12 protein-coding genes and 3 rRNA genes are annotated in these 19,595 nt (G+C 67.5%); 7 read left to right on the top strand and 8 right to left on the bottom strand.

What is annotated here, in order from left to right:
• Window positions 1–44: 44 nt before the first annotated feature.
• Complete coding sequence (locus A4E84_RS18925) at window positions 45–809, bottom strand: TetR/AcrR family transcriptional regulator (protein ID WP_062927722.1); 765 nt, start codon at window positions 807–809, stop codon at window positions 45–47.
• Window positions 810–1,184: 375 nt separating this feature from the next.
• Here A4E84_RS18925 and A4E84_RS18920 point away from each other — a divergent pair, with 375 nt between their 5' ends.
• Together A4E84_RS18920 and A4E84_RS18915 are read left to right on the top strand one after the other, a co-directional pair.
• On the top strand, window positions 1,185–2,564 hold the full coding sequence (locus tag A4E84_RS18920) for an NAD(P)/FAD-dependent oxidoreductase (RefSeq protein ID WP_062927721.1): 1,380 nt from the start codon (window positions 1,185–1,187) through the stop codon (window positions 2,562–2,564).
• Window positions 2,565–2,738: 174 nt separating this feature from the next.
• A complete protein-coding gene (locus tag A4E84_RS18915) occupies window positions 2,739–4,406 on the top strand; it encodes an ATP-binding SpoIIE family protein phosphatase (protein ID WP_062927720.1) in 1,668 nt (555 codons plus the stop codon).
• An 11-nt stretch (window positions 4,407–4,417) separates the two neighbouring features.
• Here the strand turns inward: A4E84_RS18915 and A4E84_RS18910 are convergent, their stop codons facing one another.
• Entirely contained in the window at window positions 4,418–5,683 is a 1,266-nt protein-coding gene (locus tag A4E84_RS18910) for an MFS transporter (RefSeq protein WP_062927719.1), read from the bottom strand.
• A 122-nt stretch (window positions 5,684–5,805) separates the two neighbouring features.
• Here A4E84_RS18910 and A4E84_RS45335 point away from each other — a divergent pair, with 122 nt between their 5' ends.
• The 4 genes from A4E84_RS45335 (at window position 5,806) to rrf (ending at window position 12,184) form a co-directional block, all read left to right on the top strand.
• Window positions 5,806–6,354 carry a MarR family winged helix-turn-helix transcriptional regulator gene (locus A4E84_RS45335; protein WP_033314308.1) on the top strand — a complete coding sequence of 183 codons (549 nt, stop codon included), beginning with the start codon at window positions 5,806–5,808 and terminating at the stop codon, window positions 6,352–6,354.
• Window positions 6,355–7,018: 664 nt separating this feature from the next.
• Window positions 7,019–8,544, top strand: a 16S ribosomal RNA gene (locus A4E84_RS18895).
• A 308-nt stretch (window positions 8,545–8,852) separates the two neighbouring features.
• Window positions 8,853–11,972: ribosomal RNA gene (locus tag A4E84_RS18890) — 23S ribosomal RNA — on the top strand.
• 95 nt (window positions 11,973–12,067) lie between these two features.
• Window positions 12,068–12,184 (top strand): 5S ribosomal RNA (gene rrf / locus A4E84_RS18885).
• The 16S, 23S and 5S rRNA genes sit together here, the layout of an rRNA operon.
• A 49-nt stretch (window positions 12,185–12,233) precedes the next feature.
• Here rrf and A4E84_RS18880 read toward each other — a convergent pair.
• From A4E84_RS18880 to A4E84_RS18865, 4 genes are read right to left on the bottom strand one after another with little or no spacing between them, the layout of a single operon-like run.
• Window positions 12,234–12,905 (bottom strand): response regulator, encoded by a 672-nt coding sequence (locus A4E84_RS18880; RefSeq protein ID WP_062927718.1) that lies wholly within the window; start codon window positions 12,903–12,905, stop codon window positions 12,234–12,236.
• Window positions 12,902–14,146, bottom strand: coding sequence for a sensor histidine kinase (locus A4E84_RS18875; RefSeq protein WP_079129379.1), 1,245 nt, complete (start codon window positions 14,144–14,146; stop codon window positions 12,902–12,904). The genes A4E84_RS18880 and A4E84_RS18875 overlap by 4 nt, the downstream gene beginning before the upstream one ends.
• 23 nt (window positions 14,147–14,169) lie before the next feature.
• The gene (locus A4E84_RS18870) at window positions 14,170–14,949 is read right to left on the bottom strand and encodes an ABC-2 transporter permease (protein ID WP_062927716.1); all 780 of its coding nucleotides are present in this window, start codon (window positions 14,947–14,949) and stop codon (window positions 14,170–14,172) included.
• Window positions 14,946–15,866 carry an ATP-binding cassette domain-containing protein gene (locus A4E84_RS18865; protein ID WP_062927715.1) on the bottom strand — a complete coding sequence of 307 codons (921 nt, stop codon included), beginning with the start codon at window positions 15,864–15,866 and terminating at the stop codon, window positions 14,946–14,948. Before A4E84_RS18865 ends, A4E84_RS18870 begins: the two co-directional genes overlap by 4 nt.
• 92 nt (window positions 15,867–15,958) lie before the next feature.
• On the opposite strand from A4E84_RS18865, the gene A4E84_RS18860 reads away from it, so the two are divergent.
• Complete coding sequence (locus A4E84_RS18860; RefSeq protein WP_062927714.1) at window positions 15,959–16,495, top strand: GNAT family N-acetyltransferase; 537 nt, start codon at window positions 15,959–15,961, stop codon at window positions 16,493–16,495.
• A gap of 4 nt (window positions 16,496–16,499) precedes the next feature.
• On the opposite strand, the gene A4E84_RS18855 is transcribed toward A4E84_RS18860, so the two are convergent.
• Complete coding sequence (locus A4E84_RS18855) at window positions 16,500–18,161, bottom strand: type IV secretory system conjugative DNA transfer family protein (protein ID WP_062927713.1); 1,662 nt, start codon at window positions 18,159–18,161, stop codon at window positions 16,500–16,502.
• 19 nt (window positions 18,162–18,180) lie between these two features.
• Window positions 18,181–19,590 carry an ATP-binding protein gene (locus A4E84_RS18850; RefSeq protein ID WP_062927712.1) on the bottom strand — a complete coding sequence of 470 codons (1,410 nt, stop codon included), beginning with the start codon at window positions 19,588–19,590 and terminating at the stop codon, window positions 18,181–18,183.
• Window positions 19,591–19,595: the final 5 nt, after the last annotated feature.

Raw genomic sequence — 19,595 nt, 5'->3', positions numbered from 1 at the left:
CCCTCTTGCCTCAGGGCCCGCCCCTCATGGCCCTGAGGGGCGGCTCACGCCGGCCGCGAGCGCAGCCCCTCCAGCAGGATGTCCAGCAGCCGGGCCGACGCGGCCGCCTGCTGTGCGGCGTCCGGCAGTGAGGGCGCGGCCGTGGCGATCACCAGCAGTACGTCCGACACCGACACGTCCGCCCGCAGCTCACCGGCCGCACGCGCCCGGTCCACGAGCTGGCCCACGACCTCCAGCAGCGCCGATGTCCCGGCGTCGTCCTCGCTCGCGACCGCCGGTACCGCGGCGACCGCGACCGGCTGGTCCGGCACCAGCCGCAGCTCCGTCCCGCCCGGCTGGGTCCGCTGCTGCGGCACGCGCGGGCCTCCGGCGCCGTCCTCGACCGAGACCCGCAGCACCTGCGGCGGCAGCAGCCGCCCGGCGCCGGAGGCCACCGACGTCCGCAGGAAGCGCGACAGCGCCGACCACGGCTCGTCCTCCTGCCCGAGCGCCGCACGCGCCTGGTCGGTCAGCCGGGAGGTCTCCTCCTCGGCTATCCGCCGCACCAGGACGTCCTTGCTCGGGAACCGCCGGTACACCGTGCCCACACCGACCCGCGCGCGCCGCGCCACGTCCTCCATCGGCGCGCCGTACCCCAGCTCGCCGAAGACCTCGCGCGCCGCCCGCAGCACGTGCTCCAGATTGCGCTGTGCATCCACGCGCAGCGGCGTCGTCCGCGATACGTCGCGTCCGTTGCCCGCCGCGCTCATCGTCATGCCACCCGCCGCGACCGCGGACGCCGGCGACCAATGAGAGTCCTGAACATGCATAAAAATTCCCCCGGTAATGACGTCTCCCCCCGGAGACACTCCCCGCCATGCGATGCCGGGGTCAGGGAACGGCTCGGGTCCGCGGGCCCGCCCGTCGCGGACCCGGTGAGCACATCCCCCTACACCCCGTCGACACACGAACATAGTTGAGAGGGAGTCAATTCAGAAGGGGCACGTTCCGCACGGAGCGCCCACCGATCGGAGTACGGGTCGTATACGTCCTGAATGTGCCCCCGCGCGCCCCTCGCACCACCCCTCCTGACCTGCGCATATGCGCGGCAGGTCCGGATTCCGGCCAACTCCGCGCGCTCTCCCGCTCCGGTCACACAATTCGTCGAGGCTGTGGACAAACTCAAGCGTCGGGTGCGTCATGGGATGGTGAAGGAACGTGCGCGCATTCTCGTTGTCGGTGGTGGCTACGTCGGGATGTACACGGCCCTGCGCCTGCAGCGCAGACTGAAACGGGAACTGGACCGGGGCGAGGTGGAGATCACGGTCGTCACCCCCGACCCGTACATGACCTATCAGCCGTTCCTCCCCGAGGCCGCGGCGGGCGCCATCTCCCCCCGCCACGTCGTCGTGCCGCTGCGCCGCGTCCTCGACCGGTGCCGGGTCCTGATCGGCGAGGCCACCGCCGTCGACCACGCCAAACGCACCGCCACCATCACCACCCTCGCCACCGACGAGGAGGGCACGGGCGGACAGCGGCTGCCCTACGACGAACTCGTCCTCGCCCCGGGCTCCGTCTCGCGCACCCTGCCGATCCCCGGCCTCGCGGACCACGGCATCGGCTTCAAGACCGTCGAGGAGGCCATCGGCCTGCGCAACCACGTCATCGAGCAGATGGACATCGCCTCCTCCACCCGCGATCCCGCGATCCGCGACGCCGCCCTCACCTTCGTCTTCGTCGGCGGCGGCTTCGCGGGCGTGGAGGCACTCGGCGAACTGGAGGACATGGCCCGCTACGCCGCGCGCTACTACCACAACGTCCAGCCCGACGACATGAAGTGGATCCTCGTCGAGGCCTCGGACCGCATCCTGCCCGAGGTCGGCGAGGAGATGGGCCGCTACACCGTCACCGAACTGCGCCGCCGCAACATCGACGTCCGCCTGCAGACCCGGCTGGAGTCCTGCGCCGACCGGGTCGCCGTCCTCAGCGACGGCGCCCGCTTCCCCACCCGTACGGTCGTCTGGACGGCCGGCGTGAAACCCCACCCGGTGCTCGCCGCCACCGACCTGCCGCGCAACGGCCGCGGACGCCTCACCTGCACGCCGGAACTGTCGGTCGAGGGCACCACGCACGCGTGGGCCGCGGGAGACGCCGCCGCCGTTCCCGACGTCACGGCCGGAGAACCGGGCCGCGCGTGCGCCCCCAACGCCCAGCACGCCGTCCGCCAGGCAAAGGTCCTCGCCGACAACATCGTGCACTCTCTGCGCGGCGAACCCCTGGAGACCTACGAACACGCCTACGCCGGTTCGGTCGCCTCCCTGGGCCTGCACAAGGGAGTCGCCCACGTCTACGGACGCAGACTCAAGGGCTACCCCGCCTGGTTCATGCACCGCGCCTACCACCTCAGCCGCGTGCCCACCTTCAACCGCAAGGCGCGCGTGCTCGCCGAATGGGCCCTGGCCGGCCTGTTCAAACGGGAGATCGTCTCCCTGGGTTCACTCGAACACCCCCGGGCGGAGTTCGAACTAGCGGCCGGTGGAAAGCCTTCTCAGGACCCCCCGCACAACCCGAAGGGGTCGTCCTGACCGGACCCAGGAACTCCACCGGCCGGCCCGGCGTCTGACGGATGTCGGTCCGGTCCGCGCACTGCCAGACTGGTCCACCACCGCGGGCGTGCCACCCCACGTCCCGGTGCGGGCCCTCCGGGGCCCCGGCCGGTTCCGGTGCCGGCCGCCGACCACTACACGAGGCAAGGATTCGTGAACTTCACGCGCTGGAGCGCCCGGCTCCCCGGAACGCAGCGCCGCGCCGCAGCGCGGACCGAGCAGACGGCCTCCCCGGACCGGCGGGGGGAAGGCTCCGTACCCGCCGCCCGTGCCGAACAACTGACCGACGAGTCGCCGTCCGTACCCGCCGTCGACGAACTGCGGGTGCGTGAGGTCCTCGACCGCGTCCCGTCCCTCGTCGCCCTGGTCCACGGCCCCGACCACCGCATCGCCTACGTCAACGACGCCTACACGACCGCCTTCGGCGTACGCCCCCTGGGCGAACGCGCCCGCGAGGCCCTCCCCGAGCTGGACGGCCTCGGCCTGTTCCCCCTCCTGGACCAGGTCCAGCGCAGCGGCAAACCGCGCACGGTCAAGTCCCGCAAGGCCCCCGACGGCCGCTCTTACACGTTCACCTGCACCCCGGTCGCCCAGGGCGACGGCGAGGGCGGCAGCGAGGGCCGCGGCGTCCTCGTCTTCGCCACCGACGTCACCGACCACGCCGAAGCCGCCGAACGCCTGCGTGCCAGCGAACGCCGCCAGCGCGAAACGGCGGTCACCCTCCAGCGCTCCCTGCTCCCCCAGGAGCTCGAACAGCCGGACGACCTGCGCATCGCCGCCACCTACCACCCCGGCGGCACCGAAGCCGCGGTCGGCGGCGACTGGTACGACGTCATCACCCTGGGCGGCGGCCGCACGGCCCTGGTCATCGGCGACGTCATGGGCCGGGGCGTCCGCGCCGCGGCGGTCATGGGCCAGCTCCGCACGGCGGTCCGCGCCTACGCCCGCCTCGACCTTCCCCCGCACGAAATCCTCCAGCTCCTGGACGGCCTGGCGGCCGAGATCGACGCCAACCAGATCGCCACCTGCGCGTACGCCATCCACGACCCGAACGAGGGCAAGCTGATCTACTCCTCGGCGGGCCACCTCCCGATCCTCGTCCGCGACGAGAACGGCACGGTCCTGCGCGCCGAAGAACCCACCGGCCCCCCGCTCGGCACCGGCGGCTGGATGCACACCTCCGGCTCGATCCCACTGGCCCCCGGCTCCACGGCGGTCCTCTACACGGACGGCCTGGTCGAGCGCCGCGACGCGGACCTGGACGAGGGCATCGCCGCCCTGGAACGCGCCCTGGCCGGCGCCACCGGCACCCCCCAGGTCGTCTGCGACCGCCTGGTCCGCTCCGCGGGAGTGACCCCCGACCACGACGACGACGTGGCCGTCCTGGTCCTCCAGCACCCCGCGCGCAGCGGCCCGGACAGCGAGCTCTTCCGCAACGCCGCCCTGGAACTCCTGGGCGGCGTGGAAGCGGCCCCCCGCGCGCGTGCCTTCGCTTCCGGCGTCCTGACCAGCTGGCGCTTCCCTGCCGACCTGCACGACCTGGGCGTCCTGGCCACCAGCGAACTGGTCGCCAACTCCCTCCAGCACGGCAGCCCGCCGATGCGCCTGCGCCTGCGCCGTACGGACAGACGCCTGATCATCGAGGTCACCGACGGCGACGACCACCTCCCCAGACGCCGCCGTGCGGAACCGGGCGACGAATCGGGCCGGGGCATCGCCATCGTCGCCACGATCGCGTCGAACTGGGGTTGCCGCCGCACACCGGGCGGCGGCAAGGCGGTCTGGTGCGAGTTCGCGCTACCGCGCACCCAGACGACGTAACGAGCAGAGGATCAGACGTCCGCGGAAACGGGCGCCCCACCCCGCGCCACGACCCGGCTCTTCCCGAGCCACGGCTGATCCTGCACATCGGTCAGCTGCCGCCCCAACCGCACGGCAAGGACGGTGATCCCCAGGGAGAACACCAGGAACGCCACGATGTACGGCGCGTGCAGCGAGGCCCCCAGCGGCCCGCCCACCGCCGGCCCGACGGCCAGCGCAAGCTGCTTGACCAGGGCGAACGCGGAGTTGTACTGCCCGGCCATCCCCTCCGGCGCGAGATCCGCCACCAGCGGGGCCACGGTCGGCGACAGCATCGCCTCACCCAGCCCGAACAGCGCGTACGTCGAGACGAACGCGGCCGTCGCCATCTCCTGGCTCCCGTGCCCGAGCCCCGCGTATCCGGCGACGGCCCACGCCACGGCCCAGATCAGCCCGACGGCGGCGATCACCCGCGACCGCCGGCGCCGTTCCACGAAACGCAGCACGGCGAACTGCGCGATGACGATCACCAGAGTGTTGGCGGCCAGCGCGGTCCCCAGCGCGGACGTCGAGATCCCGGCGGCCTCGACCCCGTACGCACTCAGCCCCGACTCGAACTGCCCGTAGCAGGCGAAGAACAGCACGAAGCCCAGCACGCACAGCTGCACCATGGCCCGGTTGCCCAGCAGCTGTTTCCAGCTGCCTCCGCCCAATGCCTTGGGAGCGTCCTCGATCCGCGGCGCGCGCGGCATCCGCACGGTCACCATCACCACGACGAGCAGCAGGAACATCGCCGCCTCGATCGCGAAGAGCACAGTGAAGGAGGCGGCGCTGGTGGTGTCGACCAGATGCCCGCCGATGAGACCACCGACGCCGAGCCCGAGGTTCTGCAGGAAGAACTGCATGGCGAAGGCACGCGACCGCGTGTCTGCCGACGAGCAGTCCACGATCATCGTCGCGAGCGCCGGCTGCATCACTGCCTGCCCCGCTCCCAGCAGGGAGGCCGACACCAGCACGGCCGCCGCGCTGCTCGCGATCCCCAGACTGAGCGCACCCAGAGCGGCGGTGAGCAGGGCGGCGAGCAACACCGGCAGCGGCCCCCGCCGGACGATGGCCCGCCCGGCGAACGGCAGCACCACCAGCGCGGCCACGGCGAAGACGGCGAGTACGAGACCCGCCGTCATGGCCCCCAGACCTCGCACCTGCGCCACATAGACGTACAGGTACGGGACCGTGAAGCCGAGCCCGAACGCGCTGAGTGCGTTACCCACGTGAATCCGGCGCATCGCTGCGCCCATCGCCCTGGTCACGTTCACCTCTCTCACAAGTTAGGAGTGAAGACTTCGAAGCTAAAGTTCGAAGCTAAAGAGTACATACCCAAGGACTTCAAGGCAAAGAGGGACCGTGCGATACTGCGCCCATGGGCGACACCGCCGGCCCCAGCGAGCCGACCCTCGAAGAGCAGATCGCCGCGTACCAGCGCGAGTTCCAGGACCTCGACCCTCAGGTCGAGCAGATCGTCTCGGCCCTCTCCCGCCTGAACCGCCGCATGAACGTCGCCTACGGCCGCCAGACCTCGGCCCTCGGTATCAGCAACGCGGAGTGGGAGGTCCTCAAGGCCCTCGTCCTCTCCGGAGCTCCCTACCGCCTGGGCCCCAGCGACCTCGCCAAGCGCCTCGGCCTCACCCCGGCCGCGATGACCCACCGAATCGACCGCATGGTCGCCGAATCTCTGGTGACCCGTGAGCGAGACGAGTCCAACCGCGTACGAGTCATCGTGGAGCTGACATCCGAGGGGCGAGAGAAATGGCTGGAGGCGATGCGCCTGGCGTCGGTCTTCGAGGAGGACCTGCTCCAGGACCTGTCCCCCGACGAGCGCACGGCGCTGGGCGAAGTGCTCACGCGCCTGCTGCGCCGGGTCGAGCACGCGCAGCCGGATGCCGGCGGGCGTCTCACCGACCTGGACTGACGCCCGGGCCGAAAAGATCTTGACAGGGCCGCTTGACAGCCACATGCCGGATCCGTAGAGTTCTTCGGGTTGCCGCAGAGCCGTAACGGTTCTTCGACAGCACTTCCGCCGCAGCAGCGGCACCCAAACCACCAGCTCGACATCCCACGGGGTTGTTTTCGGCGTGCCCGAATTCAATTCGAATTGGGACTCGATGATCTGATCGACTCCGAACGGCTTCGATTTGGGAATCACCGAGAGGGCGCGCTAAGGTTAGGGACGTCGGAACGGCCCAACAGCCGCAAAGACAACCCCCGCTGACCGGGGATCAGGCCCGAAAGGATCTGATAGAGTCGGAACCGCCGGAAAGGGAAACGCGGAAGCGGGAACCTGGAAAGCACCGAGGAAATCGGATCGGAAAGATCTGATAGAGTCGGAAACGCAAGACCGAAGGGAAGCGCCCGGAGGAAAGCCCGAGAGGGTGAGTACAAAGGAAGCGACCGTTCCTTGAGAACTCAACAGCGTGCCAAAAGTCAACGCCAGATATGTTGATACCCCGTCTCCGGCCATAACGGCTGGGGCGAGGTTCCTTTGAAGAAAACACAGCGAGGACGCTGTGAACGGTCGGGCCTATTCCGCCTGACTGTTCCGCTCTCGTGGTGTTCATCCCGATTACGGGAAAACATTCACGGAGAGTTTGATCCTGGCTCAGGACGAACGCTGGCGGCGTGCTTAACACATGCAAGTCGAACGATGAACCACTTCGGTGGGGATTAGTGGCGAACGGGTGAGTAACACGTGGGCAATCTGCCCTTCACTCTGGGACAAGCCCTGGAAACGGGGTCTAATACCGGATAACACTTCCATCCTCCTGGGTGGAGGTTAAAAGCTCCGGCGGTGAAGGATGAGCCCGCGGCCTATCAGCTTGTTGGTGAGGTAATGGCTCACCAAGGCGACGACGGGTAGCCGGCCTGAGAGGGCGACCGGCCACACTGGGACTGAGACACGGCCCAGACTCCTACGGGAGGCAGCAGTGGGGAATATTGCACAATGGGCGAAAGCCTGATGCAGCGACGCCGCGTGAGGGATGACGGCCTTCGGGTTGTAAACCTCTTTCAGCAGGGAAGAAGCGAAAGTGACGGTACCTGCAGAAGAAGCGCCGGCTAACTACGTGCCAGCAGCCGCGGTAATACGTAGGGCGCGAGCGTTGTCCGGAATTATTGGGCGTAAAGAGCTCGTAGGCGGCTTGTCACGTCGGGTGTGAAAGCCCGGGGCTTAACCCCGGGTCTGCATTCGATACGGGCTAGCTAGAGTGTGGTAGGGGAGATCGGAATTCCTGGTGTAGCGGTGAAATGCGCAGATATCAGGAGGAACACCGGTGGCGAAGGCGGATCTCTGGGCCATTACTGACGCTGAGGAGCGAAAGCGTGGGGAGCGAACAGGATTAGATACCCTGGTAGTCCACGCCGTAAACGGTGGGAACTAGGTGTTGGCGACATTCCACGTCGTCGGTGCCGCAGCTAACGCATTAAGTTCCCCGCCTGGGGAGTACGGCCGCAAGGCTAAAACTCAAAGGAATTGACGGGGGCCCGCACAAGCAGCGGAGCATGTGGCTTAATTCGACGCAACGCGAAGAACCTTACCAAGGCTTGACATACACCGGAAAGCATTAGAGATAGTGCCCCCCTTGTGGTCGGTGTACAGGTGGTGCATGGCTGTCGTCAGCTCGTGTCGTGAGATGTTGGGTTAAGTCCCGCAACGAGCGCAACCCTTGTTCTGTGTTGCCAGCATGCCCTTCGGGGTGATGGGGACTCACAGGAGACCGCCGGGGTCAACTCGGAGGAAGGTGGGGACGACGTCAAGTCATCATGCCCCTTATGTCTTGGGCTGCACACGTGCTACAATGGCCGGTACAATGAGCTGCGATACCGCGAGGTGGAGCGAATCTCAAAAAGCCGGTCTCAGTTCGGATTGGGGTCTGCAACTCGACCCCATGAAGTCGGAGTTGCTAGTAATCGCAGATCAGCATTGCTGCGGTGAATACGTTCCCGGGCCTTGTACACACCGCCCGTCACGTCACGAAAGTCGGTAACACCCGAAGCCGGTGGCCCAACCCCTTGTGGGAGGGAGCTGTCGAAGGTGGGACTGGCGATTGGGACGAAGTCGTAACAAGGTAGCCGTACCGGAAGGTGCGGCTGGATCACCTCCTTTCTAAGGAGCACTTCTTACCGATCCCTTCGGGGTGAGGTCAGAGGCCAGTACATCGGCGAATGTCTGATGCTGGTTGCTCATGGGTGGAACGTTGACTATTCGGTCAGGACCTCGGGTCGGAGGCTGCTAGTACTGCTCGCAAGAGCGTGGAACGCACGATCTCCGGACGGGACTTGGCCGGGCACGCTGTTGGGTGTCTGAGGGAATGAACTTCCTCAGTCGCCGGCCCCAGTGAACTCGCCTGTGAGGGCGGGGTGATGGGTGGCTGGTCGTTGTTTGAGAACTGCACAGTGGACGCGAGCATCTGTGGCCAAGTTTTTAAGGGCGCACGGTGGATGCCTTGGCACCAGGAACCGATGAAGGACGTGGGAGGCCACGATAGTCCCCGGGGAGCCGTCAACCAGGCTTTGATCCGGGGGTTTCCGAATGGGGAAACCCGGCAGTCGTCATGGGCTGTCACCCGCTGCTGAACACATAGGCAGTGTGGAGGGAACGCGGGGAAGTGAAACATCTCAGTACCCGCAGGAAGAGAAAACAACCGTGATTCCGGGAGTAGTGGCGAGCGAAACCGGATGAGGCTAAACCGTATACGTGTGAGACCCGGCAGGGGTTGCGTATGCGGGGTTGTGGGATCTCTCTTCTGTTGTCTGCCGGCAACAGGACGAGTCAGAAACCGTTGATGTAGGCGAAGGACATGCGAAAGGTCCGGCGTAGAGGGTAAGACCCCCGTAGTCGAAACATCAGCGGCTCGTTTGAGAGACACCCAAGTAGCACGGGGCCCGAGAAATCCCGTGTGAATCTGGCGGGACCACCCGCTAAGCCTAAATATTCCCTGGTGACCGATAGCGGATAGTACCGTGAGGGAATGGTGAAAAGTACCGCGGGAGCGGAGTGAAATAGTACCTGAAACCGTGTGCCTACAAGCCGTGGGAGCGTCGGATGGAAGCTTGCTTCCATCTCGTGACTGCGTGCCTTTTGAAGAATGAGCCTGCGAGTTTGCGGTGTGTTGCGAGGTTAACCCGTGTGGGGAAGCCGTAGCGAAAGCGAGTCCGAATAGGGCGTTTCAGTAGCACGCTCAAGACCCGAAGCGGAGTGATCTAGCCATGGGCAGGTTGAAGCGGAGGTAAGACTTCGTGGAGGACCGAACCCACCAGGGTTGAAAACCTGGGGGATGACCTGTGGTTAGGGGTGAAAGGCCAATCAAACTCCGTGATAGCTGGTTCTCCCCGAAATGCATTTAGGTGCAGCGTCGTGTGTTTCTTGCCGGAGGTAGAGCACTGGATAGGCGATGGGCCCTACCGGGTTACTGACCTTAGCCAAACTCCGAATGCCGGTAAGTGAGAGCGCGGCAGTGAGACTGTGGGGGATAAGCTCCATGGTCGAGAGGGAAACAGCCCAGAGCATCGACTAAGGCCCCTAAGCGTACGCTAAGTGGGAAAGGATGTGGAGTCGCAGAGACAACCAGGAGGTTGGCTTAGAAGCAGCCACCCTTGAAAGAGTGCGTAATAGCTCACTGGTCTAGTGATTCCGCGCCGACAATGTAGCGGGGCTCAAGCGTACCGCCGAAGTCGTGTCATTCACACAATAGGGCCAACGCCTGTGTGGATGGGTAGGGGAGCGTCGTGTGCCGGGTGAAGCAGCACCGGAAGGTAGTTGTGGACGGTTCACGAGTGAGAATGCAGGCATGAGTAGCGATACACACGTGAGAAACGTGTGCGCCGATTGACTAAGGGTTCCTGGGTCAAGCTGATCTGCCCAGGGTAAGTCGGGACCTAAGGCGAGGCCGACAGGCGTAGTCGATGGATAACCGGTTGATATTCCGGTACCCGCTGTGAAGCGTCAAACATCGAGCATCGTGATGCTAAGGCCGTGAAGCCGCCCTGGAGCCTTCGGGCAAAGGGGAGTGGTGGAGCCGCTGAACCAAGCGGTTAGTAGGTGAGTGATGGGGTGACGCAGGAAGGTAGTCCATCCCGGGCGGTGGTTGTCCCGGGGTAAGGGTGTAGGCCGTGATCCAGGTAAATCCGGATCACATGAGGCTGAGACCTGATGCCGAGCCGATTGTGGTGAAGTGGATGATCCTATGCTGTCGAGAAAAGCCTCTAGCGAGTTTCATGGCGGCCCGTACCCTAAACCGACTCAGGTGGTCAGGTAGAGAATACCGAGGCGTTCGGGTGAACTATGGTTAAGGAACTCGGCAAAATGCCCCCGTAACTTCGGGAGAAGGGGGGCCACGTCTGGTGATCCGTTTTACACGGTGAGCTGGGGGTGGCCGCAGAGACCAGCGAGAAGCGACTGTTTACTAAAAACACAGGTCCGTGCGAAGCCGTAAGGCGATGTATACGGACTGACGCCTGCCCGGTGCTGGAACGTTAAGGGGACCGGTTAGCTCAGATTCGTCTGGGCGAAGCTGAGAACTTAAGCGCCAGTAAACGGCGGTGGTAACTATAACCATCCTAAGGTAGCGAAATTCCTTGTCGGGTAAGTTCCGACCTGCACGAATGGCGTAACGACTTCTCGACTGTCTCAACCATAGGCCCGGTGAAATTGCACTACGAGTAAAGATGCTCGTTTCGCGCAGCAGGACGGAAAGACCCCGGGACCTTTACTACAGTTTGATATTGGTGTTCGGTTCGGCTTGTGTAGGATAGCTGGGAGACTGTGAACTCTGGACGCCAGTTCAGGGGGAGTCGTCGTTGAAATACCAGTCTGGTCGTGCTGGATGTCTAACCTGGGTCCGTGATCCGGATCAGGGACAGTGTCTGATGGGTAGTTTAACTGGGGCGGTTGCCTCCTAAAGAGTAACGGAGGCGCCCAAAGGTTCCCTCAGCCTGGTTGGCAATCAGGTGTTGAGTGTAAGTGCACAAGGGAGCTTGACTGTGAGACCGACGGGTCGAGCAGGGACGAAAGTCGGGACTAGTGATCCGGCGGTGGCTTGTGGAAGCGCCGTCGCTCAACGGATAAAAGGTACCCCGGGGATAACAGGCTGATCTTCCCCAAGAGTCCATATCGACGGGATGGTTTGGCACCTCGATGTCGGCTCGTCGCATCCTGGGGCTGGAGTCGGTCCCAAGGGTTGGGCTGTTCGCCCATTAAAGCGGTACGCGAGCTGGGTTTAGAACGTCGTGAGACAGTTCGGTCCCTATCCGCTGTGCGCGTAGGAATATTGAGAAGGGCTGTCCCTAGTACGAGAGGACCGGGACGGACGAACCTCTGGTGTGCCAGTTGTCCTGCCAAGGGCATGGCTGGTTGGCTACGTTCGGGAGGGATAACCGCTGAAAGCATCTAAGCGGGAAGCCTGCTTCGAGATGAGTATTCCCACCTCCTTGAGAGGGTAAGGCTCCCAGTAGACGACTGGGTTGATAGGCCGGATATGGAAGCACGGTAACGTGTGGAGTTGACCGGTACTAATAGGCCGAGGGCTTGTCCTCAGTTGCTCGCGTCCACTGTGTTGGTTCTGAAACCACGAACAGCCCCATGCCATGGTCACGGTATGGTGTGGCATGGTTCGACAGTTTCATAGTGTTTCGGTGGTTATAGCGTAGGGGAAACGCCCGGTTACATTCCGAACCCGGAAGCTAAGCCTTACAGCGCCGATGGTACTGCAGGGGGGACCCTGTGGGAGAGTAGGACGCCGCCGAACAATTCTTTGGGAAACCCCCGCATCTTCGGATGCGGGGGTTTTCTGCGTTTCAGGACGACTGGACCAGCTTGGTGTCGTACGCCAGGATGACCGCCTGAATGCGGTCGCGGGATCCGGTCTTGGCGAGAATACGGCCCACATGGGTCTTCACCGTCGACTCGGCCAGGTGGAGACGCGTGGCTATCTCCGTGTTGGTCCAGCCCTTGCCGATGACCGTGAGGATTTCGCGTTCCCGGTCCGTCAGGGAAGCGAGACGCGGATCGTCCTGGGGCAGGGCTTCCGACGAGGGACCGGCCGGCAGGTGATGGACGTAGGCGTCCAGGAGGCGGCGGGTCAGGCTGGGGGCGACCACCGCGTCTCCCGTGGCCACCGCGCGGATGCCGGCGAGGAGTTCCTCGGGCTGGGCGTCCTTGACGAGGAAGCCGGAGGCGCCTGCGCGGAGTCCGGCGTAGGCGTACTCGTCCAGGTCGAAGGTGGTGACGATCAGGATGCGGGTGCGGTCGCCGGCGGCGGTGATGCGGCGGGTCGCCTCGATCCCGTCGAGGCCGGGCATGCGGATGTCCATGAGGACGACGTCGGGATGGAGCTCGGCCGCCAGGCGGACCGCCTCGCTGCCGTTCGCCGCCTCGCCCACGACCGTCATGTCGTCCTGGCTCTCCAGCAGCATGCGGGAGCCGAAGCGCTGAAGGGGCTGGTCGTCGGCGATGAGGACCGTGGTCACTGCGGGGACTCCTCCGGAAGAGACAGGCGGACACGCCAGCCCCGCTCCGGGTGGGGGCGGGGGCCGGCCTCAAGTGTGCCGCCGTACAGGGCCGTTCGCTCGCGCATTCCGGGTAGACCGCGTCCGTCCCGGGAGGTCCCGGCGGTGCGGCTGCCGTTGCCGGTGTCGGTGATCGTGACGGTGACGGCGGACTTCTCCTCGTAGGAGAGCTCTATCTCCGCGGTGGCGTGGGGGCCGCCGTGTTTGAGGGTGTTGGTGAGGGCTTCCTGGATGACGCGGTAGACGGTGAGTTGGCGGCCCGGGGGGAGGGTGGGTTCGCCGTGGGTGGTGGTGCTGACGGGGAGGCCGGCGGAGCGTACGCCGTCGAGGAGCCGGTCGAGGTCGGCGAGGCCCGGCTGGGGGGCCAGGTCGGCCTGTTGCCGCTCTTCCTCGCGCAGGACGTCGAGGAGGCGGCGGAGTTCGGTGAGGGCCTGGCGGCTGGTGGTGGCGATGGCGTCGAGGGCCTGGGCCGCGCGCTCGGGGGACTTGGCGGCCGCGTACCGGCCGCCGTCGGCGAGGCCGGTGATGACGGAGAGGTTGTGGCCGATGATGTCGTGCATCTCGCGGGCGATGCGGGCGCGTTCGGCGGCGGCGGCGAGCTGGGCCTGCTGGTCGCGTTCGGTCTCCAGCCGGCGGGCGCGGTCCTCCAGGGCCTCGGTGTAGTCGCGGCGGGTGCGGACCGTGGCACCGATGAGGACGGCCACGGTGATGGACATCAGGTGTGAGCCGATCTGCTGGTCCCAGGTGCCCTCGCCGTGGCGGAGGGCCGACACGAGGACCGGGGCGATCACCAGGGCCGTCGCCCACCACAGGTTGCGCAGCGGGCGGCGCAGGGCCAGGTGGTAGACGAGGACCAGTTGGAGCAGGGCTGCCTGGAGTGCGGCGCCGGTCCAGGCGTTGACGAAGGCGAAGGGCGCCATGGCGGCCAGGACCGTACCGGGATGGGTGCGGCGCCACAGGAGCGGGGCCGACAGGCCGAGGCTCAGGGCCAGGAGGAGCCAGCCGGGGACGTCGAGGTGATGGGCGTTGTAGCGCCAGCCGCCGCCCGCGTAGTCGATCAGGGCGGCGGTGACCCAGAAGCCGGTGAAGTGGAGGTCCCACAGCAGCGGGTGGCGTCGGTCGAAGGCGCGCACCTTGTGGGTGAGGCGCTGGGCGTATTCGGTGAGGGGCTCCGGCGCCCGGTCTTCCGTCACGGGGTCCATCGTGCGGGATCCGCCGCCGGGCGTCATACGTCTTTGCGGCGCAGGACCACCGCGGCCACCGTGAGCACGGTCGCCGTCCACAGGAGCATGGCCAGCAGGGAGGCACCGGGGGAGGCGGCTCCGGGCTGGGGCTGGGCCGTGGTGAGGGCTTCCAGGGCCTTGCCGGGGAAGTGGCGGACGGCGTCGTCGACGAAGGCGTACGGGAGCATGGCCAGGACCTCCGGGAGGATCATCACGAGGCCGATGAAGGCGCCGATGGCCATGGGGACCGAGCGGAGCAGGGCGCCGATGCCGAGGGCGAGAACGGCGAGGAGGGTGAGGCCGGCCGCGTTGCCCGCGAGGGCGCGCAGGACGCCCGGGTCGCCGAGGGAGGCGGAGAGGTCGGTGCCGTTGAGGAAGGACTGGGCCAGGGGGAAGGTGAGGAGGTTCGTCGCCAGGGTGAGGGGGAGGACGACCGCGGCCAGGACGGCGGCCTTGGACCACAGGACAGGCAGGCGGCGGGGGACCGCGGTCATCGTGGCGCGGATCTGGCCGGTGGAGTACTCGCCGGCGGTGGCCAGGATGCCCAGTACGCCGAGGTTGATCGTGGCGAACTGGGTGCCGAGCAGGGCGAACATGACGGGGTCCATGCCGCCTTCGCCGGAACCGTCGTAGGCGGCGCCGAGGCCCGCGCCCATCGCTGCGGTCAGGAGGCTCGTGACGGCGAGGGTGATCCAGGTGGAGCGCAGGGTCCAGAGCTTGTGCCATTCGGAGCGCAGGACGCGGACGGGGGTCACGCGGTAGGGGAGGGTCGCCGTGGTCATGCCGCTGCTCCTTCGAGGGTCGCCGGGTACTCCAGCGCGTCGCGGGTGAGGTCCATGAAGGCCTCCTCCAGGGAGGCGGCGCCCGGGGTCAGTTCGTGGAGGGGGATGCCGTGGGCGGCTGCGGTGCGGCCGATGTGCTGGGCGTCCGTGCCGCGGATGTGGAGGGTTCCGGGGGTGTCGGTGGTGATGTCGACGCCGGGGGCGGTCAGGAGGTCTGCGAGGGCGGTGGCCTCCGGGGTGACGACCTTGGTGGTGCCCGCGCCGGAGTCGCGGACGAAGTCGGTGACCGTGGTGTCGGCGAGGAGCCGGCCGCGGCCGATGATGACGAGGTGCTCGGCGGTGAGGGCCATCTCGCTCATCAGGTGGGAGGAGACGAGGACCGTACGGCCGTCCGCGGCGAGGGACTTGAGCAGGTTGCGGATCCACAGGACGCCCTCCGGGTCGAGGCCGTTGACCGGCTCGTCGAGGATGAGCGTGGCCGGGTCGCCGAGGAGGGCGGCGGCGATGCCCAGGCGCTGCCCCATGCCGAGGGAGAAGCCCTTGACGCGGCGGTGCGCGACGTCGGTCAGGCCGGTGAGGCCGAGAACGTGCTCCACCCGGGCGCGGGGGATGCCGTGGGTGTGGGCGAGGGCGAGCAGGTGGTGGTAGGCCGTGCGGCCGGGGTGGACCGAGCGGGCTTCCAGCAGGGCGCCGACCTCGGTGAGGGGCGCGGGGTGGGCGGCGTAGGAGCGTCCGCCCACGGTGGCGTGGCCGCGGGTGGGGGTGTCGAGGCCGAGGAGCATCCGCATGGTCGTGGACTTGCCGGCGCCGTTCGGGCCGAGGAAGCCGGTGACGGTGCCGGGGTGGACGGTGAAGGACAGGTCCGTGACGACCGTCCGGTCGCCGTAGCGTTTGGTGAGTTCGTGTGCCGTCAGCATGGTTCGATGCTCGTGCGTGCTGGGGCGGCGGGCGTCGGACCGGCGGGGTAATCGGGGTGAGGGGTGTCGTACCCGGGTACTACCGTGGCGGCATGAGCTATGTGATCCGGTCCGTCCGTGCTGATGAGTGGCCTGCGGTGAAGGAGCTGCGGCTCGCGGCGCTGCGGGATCCGGTGGCGCACCTGGCCTTCCTGGAGACGTACGAGGAGGCGGCGGCCCGGCCGGAGGTGTACTGGCAGGAGCGGACCGCGAGGGCCGCCGAAGGGGCGGACAAGGCGCAGCAGATCATCGCCGAAGGGCCGGACGGGCGGTGGGTGGCGACGCTGACCGTGCTCGTGGAGGAGCCCGGGACGACGGACTGGGCCGGGTTTCCGGTGGAGCGGAAGCAGGGGCATGTGGTCGGCGTGTTCGTACGGCCCGAGGAGCGCGGGAGCGGGCTGACCGAGGTGCTGTTCGACGCGGCCCTGGAGTGGTCGTGGGGGCGGGGTCTTGAGCGGGTGCGGCTCTTCGTGCACGAGGAGAACGGGCGGGCGCAGCGGTTCTACCGGCGGGTGGGGTTCCTGCCGAGCGGGGTGACGGTGCCGCTGGGGGATGCCGGGGAGCTGGAGTTCGTGCTGGAGCGGGAGTGACGGCCTAGACGGGCAGTTCGTCGTGCGGCCAGCGGGCGCGGCCCTGTTCGCGGGACCGGAGCAGGGCCAGGGTCGGCATGCCCCGGTCCGCTCCGGTGGCCAGCAGCTCCGGAAGGTGGGGAAGCGGGGCCACGGCCGCGACGTCGTCCAGGACGAGCGTCATTGGTGGGTCGAGGCGACCGGCCGATGACCGTTCGGCCATGTGCCGGCCGCGCTCGACCACGCTGGAGACGAGGGCCGTCAGGAGGGGCATCGCGCCCGGGTTCGTCCTGGGGTCCTCGATGGATTCCCCCACCACATAAAGCGTGCCCGCTTCGTGGACGAAGGAATCCAAGGCGAGGGCATCAGTTCGGTTGGGAGTGCAGGCCTCGCGGATATTGACCGTGGAGAGGGCGGCCAGGGCGCGGGTGGTCAGCTGCTGGGCCATGTCGCGGCGTTCGGGGTGGGCCGTGAGGGCGCCTTCGAGTTCGCCCGCGGAGCCGGGGGCGGACTTGGGGTTGGTGCGCAGGATGCGTACGGCGTCCTGGATCTGGGTGCCCTGGGACCAGCGGTGGACGTGGCGGATGGTGCGGCCGTCGATCGCTGCGGCGTGCAGGTAGCTCCGCAGGAGTATCTCGGCTGTGTCGTTGAGGGCCTGGTCGAGTTTGGCGGTGGGGCGGACGGGGGCGAGGAGGGCGGTGGCTCTCGCGGTCGCCGTCGCCTTGTCCTCGCAGCCGGCTGTGGGGGACCAGTGGAGGCGGGACGGGGTGTCGCAGAGGTGGGTGGGGTCGTAGAGGTGAGTGGGGCCCAGTTTGGCTCTGGCGTCCTTGGTTTCCTGCCAGAGGGTGGGGTTCGAGGTGACGACGAGGGCGGGGCCCTCGGCGTCGCGTACGGCTTGGGTGGCGGTGCTCTGGCGGGTTTCCCTGGGGGCTACGAGGATTTTCTCCCACCCGCCCACCCGTTCCCGGCCGAACAGGACAGCCGGGGTCGCGGGCGCGGCAGCCGGGGTGGGGGCGGGGGGGGGCGTCGGGTCCACGGGGGGGGGGGGCTCGGGGGCGGGGCGGCGTGGGGTGGGCACGTCGTGCTGTGCCGACGCGGGTGCGTCGTGAGGTGCCACCGCGGGGGCCCCGTGCCGGGCCGATGGCGATGCGTCGTGCTGTCCCGGGCCGACTGACCCGTGCTGGGTCGATGGCGATGCGTCGTGCCGCCCCGGGTCCGTTGTCCTGTGCTGCGGCGACGCCGGGGCCTCGCGCGGTGTCGCGGCGCCGGTCTCGTACGCGAACCCTGCCCGCTCCTCAGCCGTCGCCCTCTCCAGCCGGCGCCTCGCGCGGACCGCCCGCCACCGGGCCAGCGTGCCCATCACGAACACCGTCAGGACGACCAGGATCATCAGCTGGCCGATGAACACGCCCCAGAACAGGCCGTAGCCGGAGAGTTCGCCGGGGGGTGTGTCGGGCCAGGCGCCGGGGATGTCGTGGGGCTGGGCGATGAGGCCGCGCATCGCCAGGGGTGTGCGGGCGAAGGTGACGCCGGACGGCCAGGAGCCGTGGGCGAACAGGGCGGCCAGCCCCGTGGCCGTCCACGCCAGCACGGTCATGCCGAGGAGGAACGCGAGTATGCCGATCAGCAGGCCGTCGGGGATGCCCCCCTGGCCGTCCCGCTGGGTGTGGCGGTCGTCCGGTCTCACGCGTTCTCTCCCCTTACGCCTACGCCACCGTCGATTCGGAGTCGCCCAGGTGGTGCTCCACGAAGGCCGCGGCCCGTTCCTCCGCCTCCAGTTCGGCGGCGTGCAGGGCGTCGTCCGCGAGTTCGGCGGAGGACTGGGTCATCGCGCGGTCGGTGAAGACCAGGCTGCGTTCGGTCTCCGTGACGAGGTGTTTGACGACCTGGACGTTGCCGTTGACGTCCCAGACGGCGATGCCGGGGGTGAGGGTCGGGATGATCTCCACCGCCCAGCGGGGCAGGCCCAGGACGCGGCCCGTCGCCCTCGCCTCGTCGGCTTTCTGGGCGTAGATCGTCCTCGTCGAGGCCATCTTGAGGATCGCCGCCGCTTCCTTGGCGGCTGCCCCGTCGACGACGTCGGACAGGTGGTGGACCACCGCCACGAACGACAGGCCCAGGCGTCGGCCGAACTTCAGCAGGCGCTGGAAGAGCTGGGCCACGAAGGGGCTGTTGATGATGTGCCAGGCCTCCTCGACGAGGAAGATGCGCTTCTTCCGGTCGGGGCGGATCCAGGTGTGCTCCAGCCACACGCCGACGATCGCCATGAGGATGGGCATGGCGATGGAGTTGCGGTCGATGTGGGACAGGTCGAAGACGATGAGCGGGGCGTCGAGGTCGATGCCGACCGTCGTCGGACCGTCGAACATGCCGCGCAGGTCACCGTCGACCAGGCGGTCCAGGACCAGGGCGACGTCGAGGCCCCAGGCCCGGACGTCGTCTATGGCGACGTTCATCGCCTCGGCCGACTCGGGCTTGGGGTGGCGCAGCTGCTCGACGATGTCGGTGAGGACCGGCTGGCGGTCGACGACGGTCTCGTTGACGTAGGCGTGGGCGACCTTGAGGGCGAAGCCGGAGCGTTCGTCCAGGCCGTGGCCCATGGCGACCTCGATGATCGTCCGGAGCAGGGCCAGCTGGCCCGTGGTGGTGATCGCGGGGTCGAGCGGGTTGAGGCGGATCCCCATGTCCAGGGCCGCCATCGGGTCCAGGCGGATGGGAGTTATGCCCAGCTCCTGCGCGATGAGGTTCCACTCGCCGACGCCGTCCTCGCCCTGGGCGTCCAGGACGACGACCTGGCGGTCGCGGAAGCGGAGCTGGCGCAGCACGTACGTCTTCTCCAGCGCCGACTTGCCGTTGCCGGACTCGCCGAGGACCAGCCAGTGGGGGGCGGGGAGCTGCTGGCCGTAGAGCTGGAAGGGGTCGTAGATGTAGCCCTTTCCGGAGTACACCTCGCGGCCGATGATGACGCCGGAGTCGCCGAGACCGGGGGCGGCGGTCGGGAGGTAGACCGCCTGGGCCTGGCCCGTGGACGTGCGCACCGGGAGCCTGGTCGTCTCGACCTTCCCGAAGAGGAAGGAGGTGAAGGCGTCGGTGAGGACGGACAGCGGGTCCCGCATCAGGT

The sequence above is a fragment of the Streptomyces qaidamensis genome (assembly GCF_001611795.1).
Taxonomy (GTDB): Bacteria; Actinomycetota; Actinomycetes; order Streptomycetales; family Streptomycetaceae; genus Streptomyces; species Streptomyces qaidamensis.
Note: the sequence above shows the minus strand (reverse complement) of the source record. Positions and strands in the feature narration are given on the sequence as shown.